Annotated in this window: 23 protein-coding genes and 1 tRNA gene; 13 read left to right on the plus strand and 11 right to left on the minus strand. The window is 66.4% G+C overall.

Going from position 1 to position 26,587, the window contains the following annotated elements:
• Nucleotides 1-72: 72 nt before the first annotated feature.
• On the plus strand, nucleotides 73-342 hold the full coding sequence (locus JNG39_RS14430) for a hypothetical protein (RefSeq protein WP_144914093.1): 270 nt from the start codon (nucleotides 73-75) through the stop codon (nucleotides 340-342).
• Between the two features lie 13 nt (nucleotides 343-355).
• Here the strand turns inward: JNG39_RS14430 and JNG39_RS14435 are convergent, their stop codons facing one another.
• The gene (locus JNG39_RS14435) at nucleotides 356-1,234 is read right to left on the minus strand and encodes an aspartyl protease family protein (protein ID WP_368312384.1); all 879 of its coding nucleotides are present in this window, start codon (nucleotides 1,232-1,234) and stop codon (nucleotides 356-358) included.
• A gap of 348 nt (nucleotides 1,235-1,582) precedes the next feature.
• On the opposite strand from JNG39_RS14435, the gene JNG39_RS14440 reads away from it, so the two are divergent.
• Nucleotides 1,583-1,870 carry a hypothetical protein gene (locus tag JNG39_RS14440; RefSeq protein WP_368312385.1) on the plus strand — a complete coding sequence of 96 codons (288 nt, stop codon included), beginning with the start codon at nucleotides 1,583-1,585 and terminating at the stop codon, nucleotides 1,868-1,870.
• 71 nt (nucleotides 1,871-1,941) lie between these two features.
• Here JNG39_RS14440 and JNG39_RS14445 read toward each other — a convergent pair whose 3' ends face one another.
• Nucleotides 1,942-3,741 (minus strand): peptide-N4-asparagine amidase, encoded by a 1,800-nt coding sequence (locus tag JNG39_RS14445; RefSeq protein WP_368312388.1) that lies wholly within the window; start codon nucleotides 3,739-3,741, stop codon nucleotides 1,942-1,944.
• Nucleotides 3,742-3,754: 13 nt separating this feature from the next.
• Nucleotides 3,755-6,802, minus strand: coding sequence for a TonB-dependent receptor (locus JNG39_RS14450; RefSeq protein WP_368312390.1), 3,048 nt, complete (start codon nucleotides 6,800-6,802; stop codon nucleotides 3,755-3,757).
• A gap of 390 nt (nucleotides 6,803-7,192) precedes the next feature.
• Between JNG39_RS14450 and JNG39_RS14455 the strand changes: the two genes are divergently transcribed.
• From JNG39_RS14455 to JNG39_RS14485, 7 genes are all read left to right on the plus strand, one after another.
• Nucleotides 7,193-7,624 carry a DUF3455 domain-containing protein gene (locus JNG39_RS14455; RefSeq protein WP_368312392.1) on the plus strand — a complete coding sequence of 144 codons (432 nt, stop codon included), beginning with the start codon at nucleotides 7,193-7,195 and terminating at the stop codon, nucleotides 7,622-7,624.
• Nucleotides 7,625-7,756: 132 nt separating this feature from the next.
• Nucleotides 7,757-8,470 carry a FadR/GntR family transcriptional regulator gene (locus JNG39_RS14460; RefSeq protein WP_368312394.1) on the plus strand — a complete coding sequence of 238 codons (714 nt, stop codon included), beginning with the start codon at nucleotides 7,757-7,759 and terminating at the stop codon, nucleotides 8,468-8,470.
• Nucleotides 8,471-8,619: 149 nt separating this feature from the next.
• Nucleotides 8,620-9,513 (plus strand): aldose 1-epimerase, encoded by an 894-nt coding sequence (locus JNG39_RS14465; protein WP_368312396.1) that lies wholly within the window; start codon nucleotides 8,620-8,622, stop codon nucleotides 9,511-9,513.
• Nucleotides 9,514-9,572: 59 nt separating this feature from the next.
• Complete coding sequence (locus JNG39_RS14470) at nucleotides 9,573-11,798, plus strand: alpha-galactosidase (RefSeq protein WP_368312399.1); 2,226 nt, start codon at nucleotides 9,573-9,575, stop codon at nucleotides 11,796-11,798.
• Nucleotides 11,799-11,907: 109 nt separating this feature from the next.
• Entirely contained in the window at nucleotides 11,908-14,091 is a 2,184-nt protein-coding gene (locus JNG39_RS14475; protein WP_368312401.1) for a CBM35 domain-containing protein, read from the plus strand.
• Nucleotides 14,092-14,252: 161 nt separating this feature from the next.
• The gene (locus JNG39_RS14480) at nucleotides 14,253-15,392 is read left to right on the plus strand and encodes a low specificity L-threonine aldolase (protein ID WP_368312402.1); all 1,140 of its coding nucleotides are present in this window, start codon (nucleotides 14,253-14,255) and stop codon (nucleotides 15,390-15,392) included.
• A 53-nt stretch (nucleotides 15,393-15,445) separates the two neighbouring features.
• Nucleotides 15,446-15,521, plus strand: a tRNA-Gly gene (locus JNG39_RS14485).
• A gap of 35 nt (nucleotides 15,522-15,556) precedes the next feature.
• Here JNG39_RS14485 and JNG39_RS14490 read toward each other — a convergent pair.
• Nucleotides 15,557-15,742, minus strand: coding sequence for a hypothetical protein (locus JNG39_RS14490; protein WP_368312404.1), 186 nt, complete (start codon nucleotides 15,740-15,742; stop codon nucleotides 15,557-15,559).
• Nucleotides 15,743-15,925: 183 nt separating this feature from the next.
• Between JNG39_RS14490 and JNG39_RS14495 the strand changes: the two genes are divergently transcribed.
• Nucleotides 15,926-16,102 (plus strand): hypothetical protein, encoded by a 177-nt coding sequence (locus JNG39_RS14495; protein WP_368312407.1) that lies wholly within the window; start codon nucleotides 15,926-15,928, stop codon nucleotides 16,100-16,102.
• Here the strand turns inward: JNG39_RS14495 and JNG39_RS14500 are convergent.
• Nucleotides 16,099-16,254: a hypothetical protein gene (locus tag JNG39_RS14500; protein WP_247367945.1), complete on the minus strand. Its 156-nt coding sequence runs from the start codon at nucleotides 16,252-16,254 to the stop codon at nucleotides 16,099-16,101. The genes JNG39_RS14495 and JNG39_RS14500 overlap by 4 nt on opposite strands.
• A 339-nt stretch (nucleotides 16,255-16,593) precedes the next feature.
• Between JNG39_RS14500 and JNG39_RS14505 the strand changes: the two genes are divergently transcribed.
• Nucleotides 16,594-17,247 (plus strand): response regulator, encoded by a 654-nt coding sequence (locus tag JNG39_RS14505; protein ID WP_368312410.1) that lies wholly within the window; start codon nucleotides 16,594-16,596, stop codon nucleotides 17,245-17,247.
• Between the two features lie 101 nt (nucleotides 17,248-17,348).
• Here JNG39_RS14505 and JNG39_RS14510 read toward each other — a convergent pair whose 3' ends face one another.
• Complete coding sequence (locus JNG39_RS14510) at nucleotides 17,349-20,681, minus strand: Rne/Rng family ribonuclease (RefSeq protein WP_368312411.1); 3,333 nt, start codon at nucleotides 20,679-20,681, stop codon at nucleotides 17,349-17,351.
• 351 nt (nucleotides 20,682-21,032) lie between these two features.
• On the opposite strand from JNG39_RS14510, the gene JNG39_RS14515 reads away from it, so the two are divergent.
• On the plus strand, nucleotides 21,033-21,980 hold the full coding sequence (locus JNG39_RS14515) for an RluA family pseudouridine synthase (RefSeq protein ID WP_368312414.1): 948 nt from the start codon (nucleotides 21,033-21,035) through the stop codon (nucleotides 21,978-21,980).
• Between the two features lie 8 nt (nucleotides 21,981-21,988).
• Here the strand turns inward: JNG39_RS14515 and JNG39_RS14520 are convergent, their stop codons facing one another.
• Together JNG39_RS14520 and JNG39_RS14525 are read right to left on the minus strand one after the other, a co-directional pair.
• Complete coding sequence (locus JNG39_RS14520) at nucleotides 21,989-23,365, minus strand: CPBP family glutamic-type intramembrane protease (RefSeq protein ID WP_368312415.1); 1,377 nt, start codon at nucleotides 23,363-23,365, stop codon at nucleotides 21,989-21,991.
• A gap of 1 nt (nucleotide 23,366) precedes the next feature.
• Entirely contained in the window at nucleotides 23,367-23,708 is a 342-nt protein-coding gene (locus tag JNG39_RS14525; RefSeq protein ID WP_368312417.1) for a 4a-hydroxytetrahydrobiopterin dehydratase, read from the minus strand.
• A gap of 139 nt (nucleotides 23,709-23,847) precedes the next feature.
• On the opposite strand from JNG39_RS14525, the gene JNG39_RS14530 reads away from it, so the two are divergent.
• Nucleotides 23,848-24,441 carry an NfuA family Fe-S biogenesis protein gene (locus JNG39_RS14530; RefSeq protein ID WP_368312419.1) on the plus strand — a complete coding sequence of 198 codons (594 nt, stop codon included), beginning with the start codon at nucleotides 23,848-23,850 and terminating at the stop codon, nucleotides 24,439-24,441.
• 113 nt (nucleotides 24,442-24,554) lie between these two features.
• Here the strand turns inward: JNG39_RS14530 and JNG39_RS14535 are convergent, their stop codons facing one another.
• The 3 genes from JNG39_RS14535 to JNG39_RS14545 form a co-directional block, all read right to left on the minus strand.
• Nucleotides 24,555-24,905, minus strand: a complete 351-nt coding sequence (locus JNG39_RS14535) for a cytochrome c (RefSeq protein ID WP_368312421.1) — start codon at nucleotides 24,903-24,905, stop codon at nucleotides 24,555-24,557.
• A gap of 18 nt (nucleotides 24,906-24,923) precedes the next feature.
• Nucleotides 24,924-25,244 carry a cytochrome c gene (locus JNG39_RS14540; protein ID WP_144910068.1) on the minus strand — a complete coding sequence of 107 codons (321 nt, stop codon included), beginning with the start codon at nucleotides 25,242-25,244 and terminating at the stop codon, nucleotides 24,924-24,926.
• A 90-nt stretch (nucleotides 25,245-25,334) separates the two neighbouring features.
• Entirely contained in the window at nucleotides 25,335-26,570 is a 1,236-nt protein-coding gene (locus JNG39_RS14545) for a TraB/GumN family protein (protein WP_368312423.1), read from the minus strand.
• Between the last annotated feature and the right edge of the window lie 17 nt (nucleotides 26,571-26,587).

Consider the following 26,587-nt stretch of genomic DNA (forward strand, 5'->3'; position numbering starts at 1 on the left):
TGGCTCCACCCGCGGCACGCCCTTTCAAGGCGTGTCGCACCTCAGGCCGTGGGCAAACACAAGGAGTACCTAATGGACGAACGCAAAGAACCCTGGATGCTCGGCAACGGAAGCTATGGCCTCGTGCCCGAAGCCACCACCGACGAACTGCTCAACGACGCGACCGAATGGCTGCAGTACGCCAAGGGTCTGACCGAGCTGGTGAGCGAGATGATCGGTGACTCGGAGATCCTCGATCGCCGCCGACTGATGCTCTCCATGGGCGCCATCAGCGTGCTGACCGACATGGGCACGCAATGCGCCATGCAGGCGCATGCACGGATGCAATGGGACAAGGTCTAGAGGACGACGTCGATCACGACGAGGACGGGCAGAGGGCGATGCGTTGCGATCGTTGGTCGATGACGAGCGTCGTGTCTTTCAGGGCGTGGGCACCGAGCAGGATCTCCGGGTAGCGATCGGATACCCGGGCCTCCACGCGGGAAAGCGAGAGGGAACCGACGGTGACGGGCCCGTCGACCACGCCACGGTCCCATGCGATGGACGAATTCGAGAGCCTGGCCTGGCCGGCGGGTTCGAGCGGCGTATTCGACACTGTCGGCCACAACGCGCGGGGAACGACCATCGCGACGTTCGCACCCGTATCGAGATTCGCTTGCAAAACGTCACCGTGGACGCGAATCGGCACGCGGAACGCGCGGTCGTAGTGCAAGGTATCGTGATCGGCAAGGGACGCATCGGTGCTGAAAGTCAGCTTCCGGGCCGAGTAGTCGATCGACAGCACGCCGTCGGCAAAGAAGCCCCGGGCAAGGATGCCATCGAAAGACGCGCCGTTCGCCGCGTGCCGTTTGTAGTCCCGGGTGATGACGTCGACATCCTTCTTGACGAATCCGCCGAGAGCGAGGGACGCGAGGCGCGTGGTCTCCTCGGTCGCCGTTCGCACGCCGTCGGAATGGTCCATCCGCCCGCTCGTTTGAAGATGGAGGGCGTCGAGCAGGGACCGGTCGAGTCGACCGATGCCGCTGGCCCCGGTATCGACCGCAAACCGAAAGGGACCTTTCCCGTCGACCCGTGCCTGGACGTAAACGCGCCCGTCGACCATGTCGAACGGGATGCTCATGGCGGCCGGTGGCGGATGGCGAGCGAACTCGCAGGCATCGACCTGCGCGGAGGACGACGACGCGGCCGCGTCGATCGCGATAGCGAGTGCAAGGGTAAGCGCGCTGGCTGGCATCGTTCCGTTCCTTTACGGGTTGGCTTGATGCCTTGGATACGCCGCCCCATGGTCCGGTTGCAGGTGGAAGCTTTGGTTCTTGCCGGGTTGCCTTCTGTAGGTCTTCACGGAAAATTTTGTAGGGAAAGGACTACACGAAGGGAGGGAAACCCCGTACGGCGCGGCCGCCGCCATCCACGCGTGTTCCCGGACTCGCTGCGTTCGTAGACGCGGCAGGTATGTCGCGATACGTTGAATTGCCTGCGGGTCAGGCCAGGGGGCATTCCGGCTAGTGCCATCGCTCGGACGCACGAGGCAACGGCACGCGCGGCAAGCCATGTCATTCCATCATTCAGAAGGATTTTTCATATGAAGTTCCTCACAGGTGCGATCGCGAGCGGTCTTTTCATGGCGGGTATCGCCGTGTCGGCAACGGCGTCGGCGGAAATGACCTGCATGACCTGCTACAACCACTACCAGACCTGCATGGCCGCAGGTGGTAGCCCGGACACGTGTTGGACGTGTAACAACAATTCGTGTCCGCCGCCGGCCGTGAACGACACGTTCGGCCAGGCCCTGGGCAATCTCTCCCCGAAGAAGTCGGACCAGATGGCTCCGGCCAACAAGAAGCCTGCGGTCGCGCTGCTGAATAGCTGATTCCCGCCACGGCGACCTCCCTTCATATGCTCGTGAGGGGAGTCGTCTCGCCATGAGCGCACGACGACGCGCTAAGGCATCACCGTCGACCGCCATCCCAGACGATTCGATCCGCCGTCGCACCCGTTGCCTTGCGTGACGTGGGACATCGCTTCGCCGCGCGATTCGAGTGTCGTATCCACGCAGCTACCCAGGGAGTCCTTGAACGACAGGCGCTGAATCGAGTGCTGGTGACGAGAGTTGGCGATCGAGCTTCCCATGCTGTTGAAGTCGGCTTCGTCGCGGCTTTGCATGGAAACATCGAGATGGCTATCGAAGGCGCGATCGCCTCCGCGAAGGATCCCCTTTTGCACGCGGAGCCCCTGGGTCATGTCGATCACACCGTGGAAGCTCCCATCCTTCGCTACGTGTTTGGTCACGTCCAGCCGGAGAGGATAGGACGATGTCCGGTGTCGCTCGGTCGCAGGGGCGTTGCCGACGCGCGTCGTGGTCGTCTCGTCGGTGTCCGATGCCTGATCGATCACCTGATGCCAGGTGGGCGCATCCGGGCGCATGAAGGTCTGGCGATTCGCGAACGACGACACTTGCGCCACTTCCGTGCGGACCGTGCCCCGCGAGGTTTCCAGTTGCCCGACGATCCGGTAGCTGTCCTTGCGTGTTGTGTTTACCGTGCCTTCGATGCGACCGTCACTCGCGGCATGCAGGGTGCTTTCGACGTGGGGTGTCCCCAGGTCGGAACGGGCCGCGAGGTCGTTGGATATCAGCTTTCCGGTCAGTGTCTCTCGCTTTGCGTCCTGGTGGATGAGCAGGCTGGCGGCCAGGTTGAAGAACCGGTTCGCGCCGAGCACCCGCACCGACACGTCATGCGGACGGCCGTCGTCCAATAGGGCCGCGAACGGGGTCAGGTCGACGCGATAGGGTGTAAAGTTCAACGTCTGGATGTCTGGAATGGGGCGCCATAGATGCGGGTCGACGCCGCCGGTGTACGTCCACGGATAGACCGGCGCAAGGCCCGCGGGTTGGTTGTCGATGCTGACCAGCACCTGCCGCAGGTTGCCGCCACCGCATTCCTGCAAGGGGGCGCCCTCGTAGGGCGACTCCAGCGCGAAGGTCTGCGTACGGGCGACATAGGCGTCATCGATGCAGGTGTACCAGGGCTCGTCGTTGCCCTGGCTCTGGGCGATGACGTCCAGGTACGCCTGCGTGACGTTACGCGGCAGCGTGAGCGTGCGGCTCAGCGTTTCCCTGCCGTCCTGGACGATGGTCGCGTTACCGCGTGGGTCGGCGCCGAGGGGATAGACGGCATCCGCGGCAACGCCCTGCGGCGCGCCTGCTCCGGCGGGATAGAACACGAGGCGGGCGCTACCGGTGATCGCGCTGGTGTAGCGCTCGCTCAGCCAGTTGTTGACGATGGCCTGCCCCGGCCGGGCGGAACGGAAGAGGGCGGCATAGTCAGTGAGGTCGCGCTCGACGTGCCAACTTGCCCCGTTCTTCGCATCGGGCTCCTGGGTGGTGCCGAAATAGACGTTCGCGCCGCCGAGCCAGATCGACGCGGTGCGATCGTATTGCTTGCCGGCGGGAACGGAGAAATCGGCTTCCAGCACCACCTTCGCCCAAGGCCCGGCGCAGCCCTCGGGCGGTCGGTAGTCGAACGCGAGCGGCGTGGCCGTCATGGCCTTGGGATCGCCCGTCTGGCCGAATGCGTGATCCTCGAAGAGCGGAACCTCGCACGCCGTGCCCGGTGGACGCGCGAGGCGCGGCTCCGTCGATGCCGCCTCGCGCAGCGAAGGCGTCGTGTCGGCGAGGGAGGCCATGCTGGCGAGAGCTAGGCTCGCCAGCATGGCGAACGAACGTGTTGCCTTGACTGACATCGTGTCGCGTACCTCAGAAATCGTAATTCACGCCGAAACGCACGTAACGTGGCGGCTCCAGCACCGTGGCGGTGCCGTAAAGGTCGTTGCGCTGCGACGGCGTGGCGCTGGAATTGAAGCGTGAATAGATCGCCAGCGGCCGCTGTTCGTTGAGCGCGTTGAACACGCTCAGGTTGAACGACAACTTGTGGTCGGCGAAGGCGGGTGCATAGGTGAGGTTCACGTCCACCTGGCGCGTCCAGGGCAGGTCGCCTTGCTTGCCGGGCGGGGACGGCTGGCCGTTGCACCAGTGGTAGAGGCTGCCGTATCCGTCGGGCGTGTTGGTGGCCGGGTCGTCGGGGGTGGGTCCGTAGAAGCCCAGGCAGTATCGCGGTGCACCGGAGGCGAGCCGGATCACGCCGGACACCATCCATTCGGGCGAGAAGCGGTAGACCCCGTTGAACTTGATCTGGTGCGTATGGTTGTTGCTGGCCAGGCCGTTGGCGTTTTCCATCACGTAGGCGTTGTCCCAGTCCTGGGTCACACCCACCGAGTCGTCGCCGCGGCTCGCGGTGAGCAGGCCCGAGGAATTGCCGTAGCTGCGCGAGAACACGTAGTCGAGCCGGCCGCCCCAGGGGCCGTTCGCCAGCGGATGCTCGAGGAACATTTCCAGCGCGTAGTAGTTGCGCTTGGGCCCCTGCGCGAAACCCCAGTCGGCATCGCTCATGCGCGTGGTCACGTAGCCGTTGGTGGTGGCCACGCGGAAGTCGTTGCTCTTGCCCGGGTTGAAGATGTAGCAGGCGCCGCGATTGGCAGTGATCTGGTCGTCGGTGAGTCCGTAGAGGGCCTTGGTCTTGTCGATGAGCAGGTTGTCGCTGTCGCAGACGTCGTCGGAAATCTGCCGTAGCTTGCGGAACGTGCCCTTGACGCCCGCGATCCAGGCGTCGCCCAGTGCCTTGGTGGCGCCGAGGATGAACTCGTCCTGATATTCCGCGCCGAGGTTCTTCGAGGCTACCGTCGCCGGGTCGGGCGCCTGGCCCGTGTGGCCGTTGACGTTGTACGAGCCGAACTCCGCCAGGCCCGTCGGCATGCCGTTGGCGGCGATGCCCGTATAGGTGTAGTAGTCGCGCTGCCACAGGTAGCCCGTGGCGCCGTCGTAGGCCGTGTTGTTGTTGATGGCGAGGTAGTAGCGGCCGAGGTTGCCGAACACCTTCAGCGTGGCGTCGCCGAACACGTCCCAACTGAAGCCCGCGCGCGGCGACCAGTTGTGGTTCTGCGAGGTGAACTTGACGCTGCTGTTGTTGTAGTTGGCGAAGGCGTCGTTGCGCACGCCCACGGTGAGCAGGAAACGGTCGTTGACCTGCCAGTTGTCTTCGATGTACTGGGCCTTTTCCACGGTTTTTACGCCCGCGGCCCCGTTGGTGATCTCGTTGACCACGTAATAGCCCCGTCCGCCCGGTGCGCCGATGCCGTTGGCGACGTCGATGGCGCCCGCGCTCTGTCCGTACGTCCAGGTGGACTGGTTGTTGCCCTGGTCGATGGTCTCGGGCTTGTCGTTGTCGATGCCGAGGTTGAGCGTGTGGTCGCCGAGCTTCCATTCGACGTTCAGTTGCAGGCTGGTGTTCTGTGAGCCCTGGTCGGGCGCGGACAGCGACGAGATCGTCTGCAGGTTGCTGATCGAGCGGCCACCGGTGATCTGCGGGTCCTGGTCGGTGATGTTCTGAAGGTAGGGCAGGGTGGGATCGTAACCGGCCGGCGAGTTGTAGTCGTGCAGGCGCATCCGTCCCCACAGGGCGGTGAAGGTGATGTCGTCGGTGACGTAGCTGGTGAACTTGCCGATGTAGGCCGTGCCGCCGCTCTTGGTGAGCACGTTGGGCACGGTGGTGCCGTCGGTGGCGAGGTTGGCGTAGCTGAAGTTCGTGTTCGTGCCCGAGCCCGACTGCTCGCTATGGATGCCGGTCAGTTCCAGGATGTTGTTGTCGGTGATGTTCCAGTTGATCTTGCCGTACCACTTCGGCGTCTTGTTCTTGTAGTGCAGCCGGGAAGCCGCGGCATCCGGGTTCGACGGATCGGCGTTGGTGGCCGTGGTGTAGCCGCGCGTCGTGTCTTCCTCGGCCGCCGCGAAGAGATACAGGCGGTTCTCGATCAGCGGGCCGCCGATGTAGGCGCTATAGGTCGTCGTCCAGCTCTTGTCGTCGTTGCGGTAGTCGTACAACTGGCCCGCGAAGCGATTGTTCGCGTAGCGGATGTTGTCGGGCGAGGACTGGAGCGACTGCGGGCTCCACTGGGCCTGGAAGCCGAAGTGCCAGGTGTTGGTGCCGCTCTTGCCCACCTGGTTGATCACGCCGCCATCCGAGCGCCCGTACTTCGCGCTGTAGCCGCCGGTGAGCACCTCCTGCTGGTCGATGGCGCCATAGGGGAGTTGCAGCGCACCCTCTCCCTTGTAGGGGTCGGTGGTGTTGAATCCGTTGATGTAATAGGCGTTCTCGGCGCCGCTCGAACCGCCGAAGGACACGAGGTTGCCGCCACCGCCGATACGGCTGCCGTAAAGCGCGCCCGAGCTGGCCGTGCCCGGCGCGAGCAGGGCGATGTCCTCGGCGGTGCGGGCCAGGGGAAGCTGGCTGAGCTGTTGCGACGTGATCACGGTGCGCGAGTCGACGGTCGATACGTCGATGGGCGGCTGCGTGGTCGCCGACACGTTCACGCCGCCCAGTTCCGTGGCGGAGGCGGCGCCCGCACCCGCCGCACCCGCGAAGTCGATCTGCGCCGAACCGCCGACGCGAAGCTCGACGCCCTCGCGCGTGGTGACGGTCGCGCCGTCACGCACGAGGCTCACGCGATACGTGCCGACGGGCAGCGACGATGCCTGGTAGTGACCGGAAGCATCGACGCCGACCTCGCGGCGTACGCCGTTCGAGCCCTCGATACGCACCGTTTGCCCAGCCCCTCCACCGCCGACGGTGCCTGCTACCGAACCGGTGGTGGATTGCGCGAAGACGCTCCCGGCGAAGGCCATGCCCATGCAGAGGGCCAGGACCTTCCGGGAGGTGCGATCGAGGGTGGCGCGCTTACGGTCGGGCATCGTTGACTCACCTTCGTGGATAGGAGGGAATGAAACACGGGGCAACGCGTGCACGGTCACCGGCGGCGACGTCGTCGTGGAGCGTGTCGGTGGCACCCCGGTAAACGCGGATTCGCGTCGAACAGCTTCGCGCCACCGTCGTTGCCGATGCCTGGGACGATGGCGTGTATCTGGGTTGTATCAGGATGATTTTGGGTTGCCAAGCGATGGACGGATGGACGGCCGTGACGATGCGTATTTGCAACCTGTGCCTCACTCCGTGGCGTCGCAATGGACGATGATTGAAGCGATTACCTACTCGCGGTACGACGTATGCGTTCATCGACACCGGTTCGTCGTTTTCGGTCCCTTGCCATCGCGGCATGCGCTTTTTCCTTCGCGCCCATCGCGATGTCGCAAGATATTGCGACATCGCCGAAAGCCAGCGAAGCGTTCGCCGATGGCGTGCAGATCTACACGTGCACTGCCAAGGCCGGCTCCTACGCGTGGCAACTGAAAGCGCCGGAAGCGACGCTGAAGGACGCGAAGGGCAACGTCGTCGGGAAGCATTTCGCCGGCCCCACATGGCAGTCGTCGGACGGCAGTTCGGTCGTCGGCGAAGCGTTGAACACCTCGCCCTCGCCGGACGCGGGCGCGGTAGCCTGGCTGGTGCTGCGCGCGAAGGCGCATGAGGGCGCGGGAAGCATGGCGACCGTCGAGTTCGTCGTGCGGACGCGCACCGAAGGGGGCGTCGCTCCCGGGTCGGGTTGCGATGCCGCGCACGCGGGTAGCGACGTCCGCATTCCGTATCGCGCCGTGTACCTCTTCTTCCGACATTCCTGAGCGACCTTGGCGCCGAGGCTCCCCCGGTGGCACGCGTGGCCGCCGCACGGGCGGATTTGACTCCCGAGGACGGCGCTGTGTAGCGTTGCCGCGCGTGATTCGACACGCCAAGTCCTTGAGGAGCGACGCATCGTGAAGCCCGTGACCACGCGCAACCTGCATGGCCAAGTGGTCCAGGAGTTGGGTCAGATGATCGTCGGCGGCAAGCTCAAGCCGGGGGAAGGGCTGCCCCGCGAAGAGGTGCTGGCCGAACAGATGAAAGTGAGCCGCACGGCCCTGCGCGAGGCGATGAAGGTGCTCGTGACCAAGGGCCTCATCGAGTCGCGCCAGCGCACCGGCGCCCGCGTGCGCGATGCGATGTACTGGAACCAGCTCGACGCCGACGTGCTGGCCTGGCGGTGCGCGCTGATGCCTACGGAGAGCTTCGTCGAAAAACTCGTGGAAATGCGAGAGCTTATCGAGCCCGCCGCGGCCGCGGCCGCAGCGAAGCGGCGTACGCCCAAACAGTTGGAGGATCTGAAGGCCGCCTACGAGGCGATGGCCGCCTCCGAAGACCTCGATGCCTGGGCGGAGGCGGACCTCGCCTTCCACGAGACCATGCTGCGCGCCACCAACAATGAGCTCATGGTGTCGCTCTTCTCCGTGATCGAGACCGCGCTGGGCACGTTCTTCCTGCTTTCCGCGCGCAATTCGGAGAACTTCAAGCTGGCCCTTCCGCACCATGAGAAGGTGTACGAAGCGGTGAAGAAACGGCAGCCCGAAGTGGCCCGGCAGGCCATGCTGCGCATGGTCGCCGAGTCGCGCGACAACATCAGCGGCCGTGGCCGCCGCGCCCGGAAGAGCTAGCCGGACCGTCGCGTCGGCGCGGTTCAGGCGTTTGCTGCGCCGCAGCTTGCGGCCCGATTATAATAAAATACTACAATTGGCCCCTGGGACGTTGCAGACCGGGCGGGCTTTCGCCGTCGGCGCGTCATACGACTGGGGAACGTTCTGACGTGATCGAGCTCGAAGATGGCCGGCTTCGCGTTGTGCTCCTGCCCGAGGTGGGAGGAGGCGTCGCGCGGTTCGACTGGCTGGCCGACGACGGTGCCGTGCCCTTGATGCGGCCTTACGACGGCAGCCGCGAGGTGGCGCCGGGCCGACCGGAGCCGAACCGGCTCGCCTGTTATCCGTTGGTGCCGTGGAGCAACCGCATCGCCGACGGCGGTTTCACCCATGGGGAGCAACGCGTCGACCTGTCCCCCAATCGCGACGACGATCCGTATCCGATCCACGGCAGTGCCTGGCAGAGGCCGTGGACGGTGGAGACCCGGGACGCCCGCACGGCGCGGATGACCCTGGAAGACCGGTTGCCCGGCGGTTACGCCTATCACGCCACGATGCGTTACGCGCTCGCCAACGGTGTGCTCGACGTGCGCTTGCGGGTGATCAACACGGGCGAGGCGACCTTGCCGTTCGGCATCGGCCTGCACCCGTTCTTTCCCCGCCACGGTGGCGTGCGCCTGCATGCGCCTGCCACCGGCGTCTGGCTCAACGACGGGCACGGTCCGATGCCGACGGAGCATGTCGCGCCGCCGCGCGCATGGGACTTCACCTCGGCGGCGCCGCTGCCCGACGAGGGGCTCAACCATGCCTTCACCGGATGGTCCGGCCACGCGACCGTAGAGTGGCCCGCCCAGCGCTTGAAGCTGCACATCGACGCGGAAGACCACGTCTACGTGCTCTACGTGCCGGCCGGCGAGGATTTCTTCTGTTTCGAACCGGTGGACCATCCCATCGATGCCGTCCACCTCCCGGGTGGTGCCGTCGCCAACGGCATGACCGAGCTTGCCCGCGGAACCTCCATGGAACGGAGGTTCCTTTTTCGCGTGGAAGCACCCGTCGGTTGAGTGCGCCGCGCTCGCGACACCACACTGGCCGACCTACGAACAAAGAGGACGATCCGCCGATGTTCCGTTTCCATGCATCCCGTGTTGCGCTGGTCCTGGCCGGTGGCGCCTTCATCGCACCGTCGGCCTTCGCGGCATCGAAAGACGTCACGCCCCGCTACGATGCGCAGCACCAGGTATTCCGCCTCGACTCGGCCGGCGTCACCTATGCCATGGGCGTGAACGCCGACGGCCGCCTGCAGACGCTCTATTGGGGTGCCCGGCTGGCGCAGGACGATCCGCTCGGCCCGGCACAGATCCCCCCGCAGCGTTCCTCGTTCGATCCCTCCGCCGCCGTCACACGCCAGGAATACGCAGGGTGGGGCGGGGCGATCACCACCACGCCCGCGCTGAAGGTGCGCTTCGACGACGGCAATCGCGACCTCGTGCTTCGCTATGAAAGCTATCGCGTGGAAGGCGACGGCCTGTCGATCCGCATGGATGACAAGCAGGCGGGCGTGGAAGTGACGCTGCGCTACACCATGGACGCGGCCACGGGCATCGTCGGCCGCTCCGCGCACATCGAGAACAAGAGCAAGCAGGCGCTCACCGTCGACGAGGCGGCCGCCGCCACCTGGAGCCTTCCCGCCGGCGATTACTCGCTGCGCTATCTCACCGGCACCTGGGCCGGCGAATGGCACCTGCAGACCCGTGCCATCGCGCCGGGCGCCACCGTGCTGGAAAGCCGTCGCGGCAGCACCGGCGACGAGAACAATCCCTGGTTCGCGATCGGCCGCGGTAGTGAATGGAGCGAAGAGCACGGCGACGTCTGGTTCGGCGCACTGGCGTGGAGCGGCTCGTGGCGCATTCGCGTGGACGAGGACATCCTCGGCCAGGTGCGCGTCACCGGCGGTTTCAATACGTTCGACTTCGGTTATCGCCTGAAACCGGGCGAATCGCTGGATACGCCCGTCTTCTACGCCGGTTACACGCCGGACGGCGCGGGCGAGGCCTCGCGCCTGCTGCATCGCTTCGAACGCAACCGCATCCTTCCCGAAGGCCCGTCGGCGAAACCGCGCCCCGTGCTCTACAACTCGTGGGAGGCCACCGAATTCAATGTGAACGAGGCGGGGCAGGAAAAGCTGGCCGAAAAGGCCGCCGCGCTCGGTGTAGAGCGCTTCGTGGTCGATGACGGCTGGTTCGGCGCGCGCAATAGCGACCATGCCGGCCTCGGCGACTGGACGGTGAACCGCACGAAGTTCCCGAATGGCCTCAAGCCGCTCATCGACAAGGTGCACGGGCTCGGCATGAGCTTCGGCCTGTGGGTGGAGCCGGAGATGGTCAATCCCGACAGCGACCTCTATCGCGCGCATCCGGATTGGGTGCTCAACTTTCCGGGTCGCCAGCGCAGCGAGGGGCGCAACCAGCTCGTGCTCAACCTCGCGCGCGACGACGTGAAGGCCTACGTGACCGACGTGCTCGACAAGCTGCTCGCCGAGAACGACATCCAGTTCCTGAAGTGGGACTACAACCGCAACTGGTCCGAGCCGGGCTGGCCGCAGATGTCGCCGGAGGAGCAGCAGAAGGTCTACGTGACCTACGTGCGCAACCTCTACGACATCTTCCGCCGTTTGCGCGAGCGTCATCCGGGGCTGGAGATCGAATCGTGCTCGGGCGGCGGCGCGCGCGTCGACCTGGGCGTGATGGCGCTCACCGACGAGGTGTGGCCTTCGGACAATACCGATCCGTCCGATCGCCTCTCCATCCAGGACGGCTTCAGCCAGGCCTATGCGCCGGCGACGATGATGGCCTGGGTCACCGGCTCGCCCAATTGGGTGAACAACCGCACCAGTTCGCTGGATTTCCGTTTCCTTTCCTCGATGCAGGGTGGCCTGGGCATCGGCGCGAACCTGCTGGAGTGGACGCCGGCGGACGAGCAAACGGCACGCCATTACATCGCCGAGTACAAGACCATTCGCGCCACCGTGCAGCGTGGCGACCTCTACCGCCTGGTGTCGCCGCAGAACCGGGCACCGTGGTCGGCCACCGAGTCGGTGTCGACCGACGGCAAGCAGGCCGTGCTGTTCGCTTTCCAGCGGCAGGGCGAGGAAGCGCGTCCCTTCCCGACGCTGCGTTTGCGCGGGCTCGATCCGAAAGCGCATTACCGCCTGCGTTTCATCCACGGCAAGGCCATGCCCGGCACGCCCGAGGTGGCGAGCGGCGCCTACTGGATGCAGCACGGCCTGGACCTGATGTTGAAGGGCGATCTCGTGGCGGCGGGCGCGGTGTTCACGCGCGAGTCCTGAGATCGTCCGCGCCGGCGGCGCGCAGCGCGCCACGTCATCGAACGTTCGACCAAGGGTTTCTACCGGTGCCCGCGAGAGCGGGTGCTTCCTTCACCCATGGAGTCGCGCCATGCACGATCGCAACGCTTCGTTTCCGTCACGCACCCGCCTCGCCATCGCCTGCGGATTGCTTGCCCTCGCCACGGGTGCTTCGGCCCAGGTCAACGGCGTCGCGCAAAGGCCGTATCTGGGCTGGAGCAGTTTCAGCCAGCAGACGATCGAGTCCGACTTCCTTACGCAAGCCAACATGATCAAGCAGTCCGACGCGCTCAAGGCGTCGGGCCTGCAGGAGCATGGCTACACCTACATCAACCTCGATTCGGGCTGGATGGGCGCCTTCGACGGCAACGGCCGTCCGATTCCCGATCCGACGACGTTCCCCGATATCAAGGCGATGATCGACCACATCCACGCCAACGGGCAGAAGGCGGGCATCTACTGGATTCCCGGCGTGGAAGAGCCGGCGGTGCAGGCCAACTATCCCATCCTCGGCACGCCGTACCACATCCAGGACATCCTGGCGCTGCCGCATCGCGCGGGTAACGCCTTCGGCGGTCCGGGGGAATCGCCGTATCACTACAAGATCGATTTCTCCAAGCCGGGCGCGCAGGAATACATGGATTCGGTGGTGGCGTTGTTCGCGTCCTGGGGCGTGGATTTCATCAAGCTCGATGGCGTCACCCCGGGTTCGTACAGCGACGACCTGCACATCGACAACCGCGACGACGTCGCCGCGTGGTCGAAGGCCATCGCGCGGAGCGGGCGGCCCATCTGGTTCACCGTGTCGTGGCAGGTGGACAAGGATTACATCGACGTCTGGCGCACCTGGTCGAACGCGCGCCGCATCGACGACGACGTGGAGTGTGAAAGCCGCTGCGCTACGCTCACCAACTGGCCGCGCATCGAGAAGCGCTTCCGTGATCTTCCCGGCTGGCAGGACGTGACCGGACCGTCGCAAGGCTGGAACGACCTCGATTCGCTGGATATCGGCGACGGCGCGCTCGACGGCCTGAGCCTCGACGAGAAGCGCTCGGCCTTCACGCTGTGGTCGATGGCCAATGCGCCGCTCTACCTCGGCGGCGACCTCACCAAGCTCGACGCCGACGGGAAGGCCATCGCCACCAACGACGAAGTGATCGCGGTGAACCAGTCGGGCAAGCCGGCGAAGCAGCTTCGCGGCGGTGAATTGCCGGTGTGGGTGAGCGATCTCGGCAACGGGCGTTACTACGTGGCGTTGTTCAACATGAACGCGACCAAGGCCGTGGTCGAGCTGCCTTGGAAGGACATGGGCATCACCGGTGCGCTTCGCGTTCGCGACCTGTGGAGCCACAAGGAGCTTGGCCCGTCCTTCGGCAACCACGTGACGATCCTTCCCGGGCACGGCACGCAGCTGCTGCTGGTGCAGGCGCTTCCCGGACACGTGGCGGCCGACCCGTCGGTCAGCCACGAAGCCGAAGCCGCGGTGCTGGGCGGCACGGCGACCGCCTTTGATTGCGTGGCCTGTTCCGGTGGAAAGAAGGTCGGCGGTCTCGGCCTGGGTGCGAACAATACCGTGACCTTCAACGATGTGTACGCACCGCGCGACGGTTCGTACCTGATGCGCATCGATTCGATGACGCAAGGCCTGCGTTCGTATCTCTTCCAGGTCAACGATGGCCCGCAGCAGACCTTCAACTCCGGCGGCGGCAGCTTCCAGTTGCCCTCGAGCAGCGTCGTGCCGGTGTGCCTGCGCAAGGGCAACAACCGCATCCAGTTCGGCAACGCGGTGAGCTATCCGCCGGACCTCGACCGCATCGCCATCAGCGGTCGCGGCGATGCGCCGCGTTCGGACGCCACCACCTATGAGGCCGAGTCGGCGACGTTGGGCGGCACGGTCACCGCCGGCTTCAGCAATTACTTCTCGGGCCTGGCCAAGGCCGGCAACATCGGCGGCGGCAGCGCCAATTCGGTCACGTTCACCAACGTCAGCGTGCCGAGGGAGGGCATCTACCAGCTCGAGATCGACTACGCGACCAGCGGGCCGCGCGGTTTGCAGATGTCGATCAACGGCGCCACGCCGCAAGACCTGGCCCTGGACGGCAGCAGTTTCGACGATCCGGTGGCGAAGGTGGTCGAGGTGCGGTTGCTGAAGGGACGCAACACGATCCAGCTCGGCAATGCCACCGGCTTCGCGCCCGACCTCGATCGCATCGTGGTCGCTCCTCGCGTGGTGCCTGCGCTGCTGGGGGCGACCTCGCAGGTCTGTCCGAGGTAGGCGGGGTTCGGCTTCACCCCTTCGGTAGATAGCGTCCTACCGAAGGGGTGGGAGCCGATCGTATCGGCGAAGCGACTTGCGGATACCTCCACCTTTCGGCACATGGCCCGGATCCCCTGCCGTGCGAGCCTCCAGTGATCCACCACCGCGGGGGCTTTGGCATGGTCAGTCGTCGTGAGTTCATCCAGTCGGTACCGGTGGGCGCGCTCGCGCTCGCCACGGGCGGTTCGGCATGGGCCGCGCCGACGGGCAAGCCGATTCCCGTCGAGAAGGTGGTCGCGCTGGTGGGCGACGGCATCCCGTCGCGGGCCATTCATTACCCGGGGCAACTGGAAGCCGCGCTGCAAGGCGATACCGACATCGGCGACGCCTATCTGCACGAAGGCGCCGTAGGCAAGCTCGAGGCGCGTTTCGCCGCCATGCTCGGCAAGGAAGATGCCGTCTTCATGCCTACCGGCACCATGGCGAACCAGGTCGCCCTGCGCATTCTCTGTGGCGAACGTCGCCACCTGCTCCTGCAGAAGGAAAGCCACGTCTACCGTGACGAAGAAGACGCTACGCCGGTACTCAGCGGCATCAATCCCGTGCCGCTCGATGGTGGCACCGACGAGGCGCTGGTCGCATCCGCGGAAGCGGCGTTCAACCAGCGCGGGGAAGATCCCTATCCCGTGGAGATCGGCGCGATCTCGATCGAAAGCCCGGTACGCCGCCTCGACGGTTCGTGCGTGGATCTTTCGGTGATCCAGCGCCTGTCGGAGCTGGCCAGGCCCAACGGCACGGGCATGCACCTGGACGGCGCGCGCCTCCTGCTGATGAGCGGGCAGGCGGGTTTCGATCCCCGCACGTACGCCGCGCCGTTCGATACGGTCTACGTATCGCTCTACAAGTACCTGGGCGCGCCGTTCGGCGCGATCCTCGCCGGCGACAAGGCACGCATGGAGCGCGCTCGCCACGTACGCCACATCTTTGGCGGCACCCTCTATCACGGCTGGCCCGCCGCGCTTCCCGCGCTGCGCCACCTGGATGGCTTCACCGAACGCTTCGCCAAGGTCCGCGCCGCGGGCGAGGCCTTGCTCAAGCGCCTCGACACCGTGCCAGGTATCCGTGTGGAACGCGTGCCGCGGGCAAGCAACATCGCCATCCTCCGCCTCGACGACCGCGTGGCCGCGGGACTGGGCGAGCGCGCCCACCAGGCCGACATCGCCCTGGGCGGGGCGCAGGACGGCCGACTGCCGATCGCCTTCAACGAGACCCTGCTGCGTCGGCCCGTCGAGGCGATTGCCGCGGTTTTTCCCGCCTGAATTCGACGGGCTTGCACGAATCGAAAATCGCCCTATAATGACCGGCTCACCAAGCGGGAATAGCTCAGTTGGTAGAGCACGACCTTGCCAAGGTCGGGGTCGCGAGTTCGAGTCTCGTTTCCCGCTCCAGATTCAAAAAAGCCTCGGCTAACGCCGGGGCTTTTTTATTTGCCGGCACTCGTGGGCGGCGCTTTCGGCTTGTCGGCACAGATCGAACGATTCAACGCGCGATCTGCCTCGCTTTCGTCCGATACCGTCAGGCGGGCGATGCAGCTTTCGTAGGTCTCGGGTGTCCCGGCGTTTTTCGAGCGGGTGTCGAAATACACGGCCGCGACGATGACCGCGAGCACGATGGCGATCCACGGCAGGTAGTCGGACAGGCTTTTGCGCATGGCACGTGGCGAGGATGGAACCGGCCTGCATGATACGCCGCGTCGTCGCGTCGCGTGCAGGCGCCCTAGGCAACCCTTTCACGTCGTCGGCATCCGCCGCATCGGAGTCTGCCTGCCACAGGGCACGGCGAGGGCGTGGACATGCCGAACGATCGAACAAACACCATCGGCGCGATGGCCGCCGGCAGGCTGCTCGTACAGGCGACGGGTGGCCGCTGGGGGCCGGTTCTCGCCGTCCTTGCCGGCATCGTGCTGGTGAGGCGGATACTGGCCGGAAAGGCGCAGCGTAGGCTGCGCCACGAGCGGGTAAGGGACTAGTCCGGCTTCTTGTGCTGGTTGTCTTCCCCGGTATCGTCCAGCGGATCGCCAGACGCATCCGTCTCCGGTTGACGGGTCGACGGTGACGGGTCCTTCGGCGGCGGATCGTTCTGTCCGGGGTGCTGCGGCGGACGGCCTTTTTCATTGGCCATGGGACAACCTCCGTGGTGGGTGGGGAGGGTCCACCTTGCGTGTCCGCGGCTGACGGTTTCGTCAGTGTCCCGTGAGGGGGAGTGAACACCCCTTTCTGGCGACATGGCGCGAAAACTAAGAAAGCACTCACATTTTCCTGTGAGGCTTCAGCGACAACGTGTACGGGAATTTTCCTGGCTTAAAGCGAGGGTAACTCCGCTATATGAGGCCAGGGACAGTTCGGATCATACTGGGACGCTGGTTGTCTCGCCTGCACATCTGGCATTGTATGCATTCGCAGGCTGTGCGCTTTTGATGGAGCGCGCTCAGAAGTACAGTCGGCCCAGGGAGGGCACCAAATGATTAACGTAGTATTGGTTGACGACCACGAGTTGGTTCGGACCGGTTTTCGGATGATCCTGCAGCAACAGGCGGATTTCCGGATTCGAGGGGAGGCAGGGACGGCGGAAGAAGGTCTGCGACTCATCAGGGCACAGTCCCCCGACATCGCTCTGGTCGATGTCCACATGCCGGGCATGAGCGGTGTCGAGCTGACGGAGCGGGTCATCCGCGCCAAACTGCGAACCAACATCGTCATCCTCACCGTCGTCGACGACGCACGGTTCCCCAAGCGCCTGCTCGATGCCGGTGCGTTGGGATACCTCACCAAGGGGTGCAACGCGGAGGAGCTGCTGAGCGCCGTGCGAAGCGTGGCCAGCGGTCGCCGTTACCTGGCGCCCACGGTGGCGCAGCAGCTGGCGCTGGCGACGCTCGACGGCTCGGATTCACCGTTCGATAGCCTGTCCACGCGCGAGATGGAGGTGGCGATGATGCTGGTGCGCGGCATGCCGCTCACCTCCATTGGCGAACGTCTCAATCTCAGCCCGAAAACGGTCTCCACCTATAAACAGCGACTCATGGAGAAGCTGCACGTCGATCATGTGGTGGGGTTGGCCCACCTGATGACCGTTCATGGGTTGCTCGATACGCACAATCATCAGGTCGGTAGTTAGCGCATCGACGGCATAACGAAAAAACGCCGGGCATGACCCGGCGTTTTTTCGTGTGCGACCCACACCAGGCAGGGAGGAGCTGGCTCCTCCCTGGGTGTCGATTAGGCGTCGGGTTTCGACTCGTCGCCGTGGGAGTGGGACGACGGCTCCTGGCGCGGACGCGTAAGCAGCTCGCCTTGCGCCGGGGCCGCCCACAAGGGCTGCGACACGTGGGAGACATTGGACGCGTCCGGTGCCTTCGGCGTGGATGCGGCGGAAGCGGGTGCCTCGACCGGAGCCGGCGCCGTGGTGTTCGTCACGTCGGGCGTATCGAGGGCCGCTTCCCGCTTGGCCTCTTCGTCGCTCGGCGCGGCGGTTTCCGGTTCAACGCGGGCGGGAGCGGCGGGCGCGGTCGCCGTGGCGACGGGGGCATCCGCCTTCGGCACGCTTGGCTCTTCCGCCGCTTCGACGGCGGGCGAGGCGGCGGCAGGCGCCACCGGCGCGAACGTCGGCGTCACCGGTTCGGCGGGGAGGGCGGGTTCGTCGCGTACCGATGGCTCGCCGTCGTTTTTAACGGGAGCAGCGGGCGCTTCGTCGACCAGTCCGCGGGCGGGCGCGTCGAGCGCCGACGAGGGCGCGTCGACGGAGGCCGTCGCCGGGTCCGATGACGTACCGACGATGGGCAACTCGACCGGCGCCTCGGCATCGGAAACGGCCTGGGAGCCGTTCTTCAGCGGGGCATCCGATTCGGTCTGGCGACGCTCGGAGACACGCACGTCGGCCGCATCGGCCGGCGTCGCCGTCGGTTCAGCCGAGGCGACCGGCGCGTCGGAGGGCGCACTGCCCGGGATCGGGGGCAGCTTGGGTAGCGAGGGCAGGGTGAGCGCCGAAGGCACCTTTTCACCGTCGCCGTCGTCGTCCGTGGTGCCGGCGGGGCGCGTGGCGACCTCGTTGGGCTTCTCCACGGTGAAGGCATGCTTCGCGGCCTCGGCGGTGTCCAGTACCGGCGGCACGCTGTCGCTGTCGCGAGCGGTGGCCGGGGTCTCGTCGCCGTCCTCGTCATCGAGATCGTCGGCACCGGCCGAGCCCTCGAGGGCGCCAGCCTGGGTACCGTCTTCCTGGCGACGGCGACGACGGCCGCCACGGCGTCCGCGACGGCGGCGCTGGCCGCCTTCGCCCGCTTCGCGCGTGCCTTCGGCGGATGCCGCGGAGAGGTTGTCGTCGGTGGAGGCCGTGTCGGTCGCTTCGGCTTCCGGCGATACCGGCTTTTCTTCGACGACAGGCGCCGGGGCGATGGGCTTCTCGACCGGCGCGCGCGTCGGCGCGGCGGTTACGGCCGCACCCGTAGCGGCCACGGCCGCGGCGGCCGTCGTCTTGTCCAGCTTCTCGGTCTTGTCGCCCTGCGGTGCGCGCTCGCCGCGTGGCTGCTGGCGACGGCCTTCACCGGCCGGCTGCTGGGGCTTGTCCTGTTTTTCCTGCTCGGGGCGGTTGCCCTTCTGGCGCTGGGGCTTGTCCTCGGCCTGGCGCTGGGGCTTGTTGCCCTTGGCCTGCTGCTGGCCCTGGCCCTGCGGCTTGCCCTGGGCATGCTCCTTGCGCTGGCCTTGCGACGAGCCCTGGCGTGGCTCGCCGCCCTTGCGGCCTTCGCCACGACGGCCGTTGCGTTCGCTGCGGCCACCCTGGCGGGTGTCTTCGCGCTTGGGCGGCGCCGGCGGCGCGGCCGCGGGGGCGGGCTGGGCGCCACCGCCGAACAGGCTACCGAACAGGCGCGAGAAGAAGCCGCCGGTGGGCGCGGCGGGTACGGCCTTGGCCTGGGCGGCCGGTGCCGGCGCGACCGGCTCGACTTCGTCGCGCATCGGGGCGGGCGACGACGGCACGACGCCGGTCACCAGGGGTTGTTCGCCGCTGCCGAGCATCTGGCCCATCTTCGGCAAGGCCGTGGCGACCACGGGCGTGGTGCGCTCGTAGCTCGGCTTGCTGTGCTCGCCCATGTCCGCTTCGCGGATGCGGGTGATTTCCAGGTGCGGGGTCTCGAGCTTGTCATCGGCGACCACCACGACGTGGACGCTGTGGCGCAGTTCGATCTCGACGATGCTGGCGCGCTTCTCGTTGAGCAGGAAGTTGGCGACCGACGGCGGCGCCTGCACCAGGACCTGCCCGGTGTTTTCCTTCATCGCGTGTTCTTCGATCAGGCGCAGGGTGGACAGCGCCAGGGATTCCACGCTGCGGATGTGGCCGTGGCCCTCGCAACGCGGGCAGACGATCTGCGTGGCCTCGCCCAGGCTCGGACGCAGGCGCTGGCGGGACATCTCCAGCAGGCCAAAGCGCGAGATGCGGCCGATCTGCACGCGGGCGCGATCGGCCTTCAGGGCGTCCTTCAGGCGCTCTTCGACCTCGCGCTGGTGGCGCGGGCTGTCCATGTCGATGAAGTCGATGACGATCAGGCCGCCGGCGTCGCGGATGCGCAACTGGCGGGCGATCTCGGTGGCGGCTTCGAGGTTGGTGTTGAACGCTGTCTCTTCGATGTCGCTGCCCTTGGTGGCCTTCGACGAGTTGATGTCGATGGCGGTCAGGGCTTCGGTCTGGTCGATGACGATCGAGCCGCCGGAGGGCAGGCGGACGTTGCGCTCGAAGATGCTATCGATCTGCGTTTCGATCTGGTAGCGCGAGAAGAGCGGGGTGGGATCCTGGTAGAGCTTGAGCTTGCGCAGGTTGTTGGGCATCACCTGCTGCACGAAGTCGCGGGCGTCCTTGAAGAGGGACTCCTCGTCGATGAGGATCTCGCCGATGTCGTTGCGCAGGTAATCGCGCAGGGCGCGGATGAAGAGCTTGGATTCCTGGTAGATCAGGAACGGCGCCTTCTGCGAGTTGGCGGCCGCCGAGATCGATTTCCACAGCTGCAGGAGGTAGTCGAGGTCCCATTGGAGCTCCTCGGCGTCGCGGCCCATGCCGGCGGTACGCACGATGAGGCCCATCTCGTCGGGCACCGAGAGGTGCTCCATGGCCTCCTTGAGGGCCTGCCGGTCTTCACCCTCGATGCGGCGCGAGACGCCGCCGGCACGGGGGTTGTTGGGCATGAGCACCATGTAGCGGCCGGCCAGGCTGATGAACGTGGTGAGGGCCGCGCCCTTGTTGCCGCGCTCTTCCTTCTCGACCTGGACGATGATCTCCTGGCCTTCCTTCAGGAGTTCGCGGATGTTGGATTTGCCTTCCGCGTTGGGATTGAAGTAATCGCGGGAGATTTCCTTCAGCGGAAGGAAGCCGTGGCGCTCGGCGCCGTAATCGACGAAGCAGGCTTCCAGGGAGGGCTCTACGCGGGTGATGCGACCCTTGTAGATGTTGGCTTTTTTCTGTTCCCGCGAAGGGATTTCGATATCGAGGTCGTACAGGTTCTGGCCATCGACGATGGCCACACGCAACTCTTCGCGCTGAGTCGCGTTGATCAACATACGCTTCATTGTGGGTTCCTCGGCCTTGCCGCGCGGCCGCGCGCCGCGGTGGCGCCACAGGGCGGCCTGCCGGGGATCGCGCCGCTGCGATGAGGCTTAAAGCGGCATAAGATCCGGGACCGATACCTGGGCCCGGCGTGATTCGTGAATATGCGCCTTGCAACCGGACCGCATCCCTACGGACCAGCCGGACAACCGCAACCCGAACCGTTACGATGTGGGGTGCCTTTTCGTCCGCCGCCCCCTCGGACGGCATGACGCGACACTCGCCTTACGCGACGGAACCGGCACCCCGCGAGAGATGAGTCTTCAGCGGAGCCTGGCGCTCGCCGAGTATCCTATCAATTTCGAGTTTTATCAATGCAGACGGTAACTTCCCTCGACGGGGCCCAAGGTGTTCGCCTGGTCGAAATCGGCCCGGACAGGGATGGCCAGCGCGTGGACAACGCCCTGATGACCCTGCTCAAGGGCGTGCCACGCAGCCTCGTCTACCGCATCCTGCGCACCGGCCAGGTGCGCATCAACGGTAAGCGGGCCAAGCCCGAGACCCGCCTGGCGGCCGGCGATATGTTGCGGATTCCCCCGGTCCGCGTGGCGGAGCGGGAAGAAGGCGTGGCGCCCCCCGGCATGGTCAGGGCGGTGGTCGATTCGGTCATCTTCGAGGACCGGCATTTCCTCGTGATCGACAAGCCGGTGGGCATCGCCGCCCATGGGGGGAGCGGGGTCAGCCATGGCGCCATCGAACTGCTCCGGGCCGCCCGGCCCAACGACGGCCTGGAGCTGGTGCATCGGCTGGATCGCGATACCAGCGGCGTCCTGGTGCTGTCCAAATCCCGTTCGGGCCTTACCGGGTTGCAGGCGCTGATTCGCGACAACGCGGTCACCAAGCAATACCTCTGCCTCATGACCGGCACGCCGCGCAAGGCGAAGTTCGACGTGAACGCGCCGCTCCTGAAATCGGTGATGCATGGCGGGGAGCGCATGGTCAGAGTGGACGACGCGGGCAAACCCTCGCTCACGTTCTTCCAGGAAGTGGAGCAATACCCTGGCTGTCGCCTGATGCAGGCCACCCTCGGCACGGGCCGCACGCACCAGATCCGCGTGCATGCACAGTACGTCGGCCATCCCCTGGCGGGCGATCCCAAGTACGGCGACGAGGAAGCCAACAAGCGGTTCCGGGCGAAGGGGTTGAAGCGGATGTTCCTTCACGCGTCGCGGATGAGCTTCGACCTGGACGGCCGGAATTACGATTTTTCGGCGCCGTTGCCGGATGAATTGAAGGCGTTCCTGGACAATCTTCGCGGTTGAAGCGGGCATCACTGCAGGTAGCGGGCGCTGACCTCGAGCGACCGCAAAATGCCTCCCGCCAGCCCGGCCTGCAGCACCACCGCGGCCACCGCATGCGCCAGCGCCACCGGCAACAGGGCACGCCGCTGGAAGAACCACCACGCCCACCCCAGTTCCGCCACGAAGCACAGCTGCATCAGCAGCCCGTTGGGCGTATGCAGTAGCGCGAAGGCCAGCGCCGTCAGCAGCACGGCCATGGGGCGGGGCAGGGTCCGTGCCAGGATGCCCCCGAACACGGCCAGCAGCAGCCATTGCTGGAAAAGGGCCCAGCCGACATAGACGAGCACGCGGCCCGGCGACGGCCAGGCGGGCGCGTGCCCCGCCGCCGCGACCAGCCCGATCGCCACCGGTATGGCGAGCAGCGGCCATCCGGCCATGCGCCATGAGCCGTAGAGCTGCCGGGGCGGGATCGCTCGACGCCAGGTGAGAAACACGGCGTAAGCCACGCCCATGCCGAATATCGCCACGTCGACGGGCGCCGGGCGGGCCGATAGGCCCATGCCCGCGATGAACCCGATCGGGCCGAGCAGCACGAGCGCGGCATCGTGGAGCCGGGCGGGGCGAGGCTTGAGGAATCGGAGCCCGGCGGCGATCAGCAGGCCACCGTAGATCACGAGGACGACATCTCGGCGCCACGGGGCGGCAGGCGTCGACGCGGCATCGCCGACGGTGGCCGCGGGACGAATGGCGTGTTGGCGGTCCCGCCAGCGCAGGAGGGCTTCGGTGGAGAGATCAGGAGGTATCGCGAGCCGGATGGGGGCGTTGCGCGGGTTGGCCGACACCAGCGCGGCGGAGGTCAGCAGCAAGGGTTCCCCGGGCGGCAGCGTGGCTTCCAGCCGCAGCATGGCCGCGCGTTTAGGCGGCGCGGCCGGGTGGTTCGCCTCGTCCCGCCAGTCGAGTGAGTCCAGGGCGATGTGCCCCGTCAAGCCGACGGGTGCGCGAAGCAGGGGAGCGTCGAGGGTCTGTCGCACCAGCAGCGCATACCGCCCGGCCGCGGGGGCGTCCACGGACAACGTCAGCGTATCGAGTTCGCCGAGATCGGCGGGCCGTGCGATGGGAAAGCCTATCTGGACCGGCGCGTTGCCACGGGTCGTGACGGCCAGCGCGTGACCGCGCTCGTCGAGCGCGGCGTCGCCGAACGCGTGGCCCGCGACGATGTCGTCCGCGCGTTCGAATCGCCAGGCCCAGGGTGACGACCCGGCGGCATAGGCGGCCCGGTCGGCCGCCCCTTCGGCGGCCAGCGATGCGCGCACCACCTGCGACCCCAGGCGGGGCAGGCCGACGAACGCCATCGCGGCCAGCACGGCCGCGGCGATCGCGATCCACGTCGACGGGCGTGGCCTCACGTCAGCGGTCGAGCAGGGCCTCGACGCGCGCGGCGCAGATGAAGTCGTTGAGCGAAAGGCCGCCGACGTCGTGGGTCGACCACAGGACCTGGCAATGGCCGTAACCCGCTTCGAGGTCGGGGTGGTGGTCTTCCTGGTTGGCCATGAAGCCCACGGCGTTGATGAAGCCCAGGGTGTGGTGGAAGTCCTTGAAGGAAAAATCCTTCACGATGGCCTTGCCGTCGGTCGTCACGGCCCAGCCCGGGAGCGAGGCCAAGTGGCCGTCGATGGCGGTGCGATCGAGCGCGTGCTCCGCGCCCTTGCGCGGCTGGCAGTGCTGGGTGGCGAGCGGGGAAAGCGGCATGGGGTCGCGTCCGAGGGAGGAAGTCGCGAAGCGTGGCGCGCCACCGGTTGAAATGTCAAAGGTCGGCGCGCATGTCGAAAGCGTACTAAAATGGTGCTGTTTCGGCGCGACGCCGCCGGCCCTCTTCCCCGGAGCCCCCATGATCGACATTTCGGAACGCGCCCAGGCGCATTTCCAGCGTCTGCTGGCCCAGCAGGACGAGCCCGGCCTCGGCATCCGCCTGCGCGTGGTCTCGGCGGGCACGCCGGCCGCGCAGTGCGAGCTGGAATTCTGCGGCACGGCGGAACTCACCGGCGACGAATGGACCATCGAGTGCCAGGGCTTCAACCTCTACGTCGATGGCGAAAGCATGCGCTGGCTCGACCCGGCCAACATCGACTACGAGATGACGCCGACCGGCAGCCAGCTCAACATCCGCGCGCCACGCATCAAGGGCGAGGCCCCAGGCGAGGGTGCCGGGCTGGTCGAGCGCGTGCGCTACGTGCTGGAGACGGAGATCGCGCCGCAGATCGCCTCCCACGGCGGGCGCATCTCGCTGGTGGAGGTCACCTCGGACGGCGTGGTGGTGCTGCGCTTCGGCGGCGGCTGCCACGGTTGCGGCATGGTCGACGTCACGTTGAAGAATGGCGTGGAAAAGACGCTGCGCGAGCGTATTCCCGAGGTGACCGAGGTGCGTGACGCCACCGACCACGAGACCGGCGAGGATCCTTACTTCGCCCGCAAGGCAGGTTGATTCGACGATGCGACCGGCTCCCATCCCTTTAGTCGAAAGGTCGCTCTAACCGGGCTACCGAAGGGGTGGGAGCCGATCGTATCGGCGAAGGGGGCCCGCGGTAAGTGGCGGCCTCAATCGCCCTGCACATGACCCTCCAGCCCCGACAACTTCGTCGGCATGCTGGAGAAATAGGCGGAAATGTCCTCGATGTCCTGGTCGGACAGCGTAGCGGCGAAGCCCTTCATGATGGCGTTGCCGCGGCGGCCGTCCTTGTACTCGTGCAGCGACTGCGCGAGGTAATCGGAATACTGGCCGGCGAGGCGGGGATACTGCGGATCGACGGCATTGCCGTCCTGCCCATGGCAGGCCACGCAGGTGGCGACCTTCGTCTTGCCCCTGGCGGGATCGCCGGCGGCGGATGCGGTGGTGGTGGCGAGCGCCAGCAAGGCGGCGACGGCAATCAGGGTGAACCCACGGGTCATCGTGTCGTCCTCGGCGGCTTACTTGGCGAGACTGGAGAGATAGGCGGCGATGTCGGCGATTTCGTCGTCGGACATGCTCTGCGCCTGCGCGCCCATGGTGGGGTGCTTGCGCTCGCCATTCTTGTAGGCCTTCAGCGCGTTGACGAGGTATTGCTCGTTCTGGCCCGCGATGTGCGGCACGTGGTAATCGGGATAGGCATTCGCATAGCCCGGCACGCCGTGGCATCCATGGCAGGTGTAGACGAGCTGCCGCCCCTTGGTTTTGTCCCCTTCGGCATGCGCGGCGGATGCGGCGCACAAAGCTACGACGATCAGACCAATCAGATACGAACGCTTCATCAAGAGTTCCCTGGGTGCCGGGCGGGGCCGGGGTCGAGTATCCGCTGGAGTATAGAAGCGGTACGCGACGACGGACAACTCACCCCGGCCTCAGAGGATGCTCTTGAGGATGTGGATGCCCGCGATGTACTCGCCGGCGATGGTGCCGACGCAGACCAGGAAGAAGTTGAGCAGCGTGCGGGCCACGCGGTTCTTCCACCAGCCGGTCCAGTGGGTGATGTCGTCGCGCAGCCGCTCGAAATCGCCCACGCGCGGCTTGCGAATCCAGGCCTCGGCCATCGCGCTGATCGCGCCCGACGGGATGCCGGGACGGAACGGCTTGATCGGCCCGGCCACGAAGGCCGCCACGATGCTCAGGGGATGCGCGCCGGCGATGAGCGCGCCCAGCGCGGATAGGCCGCCGGTGAGCAGCACCCAGTCGAGCAGGGCGTCCTTGCCGAGGCTGGGGTTGCGGTAGAAGGCGTAGCCGATGACGGCGAAGATCGCCAGCACGAGGCCCGCGGCAACGATCTTGGGCCACTTCGACGGTGCCGGCGTCACGGCCAGCTCGTCGGCCGTGGCCCGCGCATCGCCATGTTGCTCGACGAGCTGCGCGCTCATGCCCTTCAGGTGGCCGGCGCCGATGACCACCAGCACCTTGCGCGACGGAGCGTCGGCGTCCATGCGTTCGCCGTTCTCGCGCAGGCGCGCGGCCATGAATTCGTCGCGCTCGGCGATCAGCGCCCGGTAGAGCGGCGCCGAGCCCTTGGCGAAATCGCTGAAGGCGCTTTCGAGCAGGTCGGACTGCTTGAGCTTCTCGATGTCTTCCTCGGCGATGTCCTCGCGCTCGAACACGCTGCCGAGCATGCCGGCGAGGAGGCCGAAGCGCTGGAAGAAGCCCACGCTGTGCCATGCCCTCTTGAGCGTGGTGCCCACCTCGCGGTCGACCAGCCACATCGGGATGCCGCGTGCTTCGGCACCGTCCATCGCGGCCTTCATTTCCGCGCCGGGCTCGATCCCGTACTGCGAGGCAAGGCGTTTCTGGAACGAGCCCAGCACGAGGCTGGCCGCGACCATGCCGGCCTTGCCCTGGCGGATGACCTGGAAGAGATCCATCTGCTTGAAGGCTTCCGGATCGCGGATGCCTTGCGCACGGCTGGCGCACAGCTCCACCGCCACGGCGTCGAAGTGCTCGCGATCGAGCAGCGCGTCCACCGCCTGCACGCTGGCGCGCGATACGTGCGCCGTGCCGAGGATGACGTATTCCACGCCGTCGCGCGTGACGCGCTCGATGGGTTGGCCTTCCAGCGCGGCGGGCAGCGTGGCGTCGTTCTCGATGGGCATCATGCGCGTGGTGTGTCCTT

The organism is Luteibacter sp. CQ10 (assembly GCF_040900725.1).
Classification (GTDB): Bacteria; Pseudomonadota; Gammaproteobacteria; order Xanthomonadales; family Rhodanobacteraceae; genus Luteibacter.